This window comes from Bradyrhizobium sp. UFLA06-06 (assembly GCF_054820065.1).
The window spans coordinates 1-1,373 of the sequence record NZ_JADFUD010000156.1 but is presented as its reverse complement, the minus strand read 5'-3'; the positions used below and the strand labels follow the sequence as shown (position 1 = coordinate 1,373).

The window sequence follows — 1,373 nt, the reverse complement described above, 5'->3', positions numbered from 1 at the left end:
ATGGCTCCCTGAACGCAAAAGATAACTTCCGCTTTGAACGCGTCATCACCGGCTGGCGCGATGGAGCCGTTGTTGATTTGAGACGCAAAAGGTAATACCATTATGTCATATGATTCGATCGACGCAAGCGCAGAAAGCCGAACGGCTGAGGGCGGCGCGACGCTTGCTCGCGAAGAAGATCGGCATGGCGGAGGCGGCCTTGGCGCTGTCGCGCGAAAGCGGCTTGTCGCTGCGGCAAGCCTATCGCTATCTCGAAGTGGCCAAAAGGAAGGAGCCGCTCCTTTCCGCGCCGCAGCCGTCTGTGACGCTCTCCCTGAAGATGCCGGCCGATCTCGCCCAAAAACTCCAGGCGCATGCGGCGGCTTCCAGGCTTTCGGTGAGCGAGGTGATGCGCCGAGCGGTGGCCGCTTATCTCGCGTCTGTCCGCGAAGATGGCTGAGCGGCGAAAAAAGCGCGACGTTCGACTCGAATTTGCGTTCGATCGCCTCGTCGCCGTCAAACTTGAACAGGTCTACGAAATTCTCGTTCCAGATCAGGTGCGCTTCGCGCGCGCCGGCGCCGATGTGACGGGAGGCGAAGATGAAAACCGCCGCGATTTACGCCAGAGTGTCGTCGGACAGACAGAAGGAGGAGAACACGATCGCCAGTCAGACGAGCGCGCTGATCGCTTTCGCGCGCGAGCAGGACTGCGACGTGCCGGCGGAATGGGTGATCGAAGACGACGGCTATAGCGGCGCAAGCTTGTTGCGCCCTGGGCTTGAACGACTGCGCGATCTCGCCGCAGAAGGGCGGATCCAAGCCGTGCTCGTCTACGCTCCCGATCGGCTGAGCCGGCGCTATGCGCATCAAATCCTTCTTATCGAAGAGTTCGCGCGCGCCGGCGTCGAGGTCCTGTTCATTCGCTCGAGACGGGCGGCGACGCCGGAAGACGAACTCCTGCTGCAGTTTCAGGGCATGATCGCCGAGTATGAACGCGCGCAAATCCTGGAGCGGTCGCGGCGAGGGAAGCGCCATCGCGCCCTTCAAGGCCAAGTGAGCGTGCTTTCTGGCGCTCCGTTTGGCTATCGCTATAAGCGCAAGACCGATCACTCTGCCGCCTATTATGAGATCGACGAGCGACAGGCCGGTGTCGTGCGCTGGGTCTACGAGCTTTACACCGCAAAAAACCACAGCATCGGCGCCATCACGCGCTTGCTCAATGAGCGCCAGATTCCGACAGCCAAAGAAACAGGCCGCTGGGAGCGCTCGACCGTCTGGGCAATGTTGCGCAATCCCGCGTATAAAGGAACGGCCTGCTTTGGCAAAACGCGGATCGCGCCGCGCATGCGTGTGACGCGGCCGTTGCGATTGCGCGGCGGCGTCGCGCCTCGCAA

The 1,373-nt window shown here is 61.5% G+C and carries 2 protein-coding genes; both read left to right on the top strand.

Features of this window, described 5'->3' with window-relative positions; translation table 11 throughout:
* Positions 1 to 163: 163 nt before the first annotated feature.
* Entirely contained in the window at positions 164 to 439 is a 276-nt protein-coding gene (locus IF803_RS42450) for a ribbon-helix-helix protein, CopG family (RefSeq protein WP_304498885.1), read from the top strand.
* A 140-nt stretch (positions 440 to 579) separates the two neighbouring features.
* Positions 580 to 1,373, top strand: a 794-nt coding sequence (locus tag IF803_RS42445) for a recombinase family protein (protein WP_461196156.1), incomplete at its 3' end; no start/stop codon positions are given.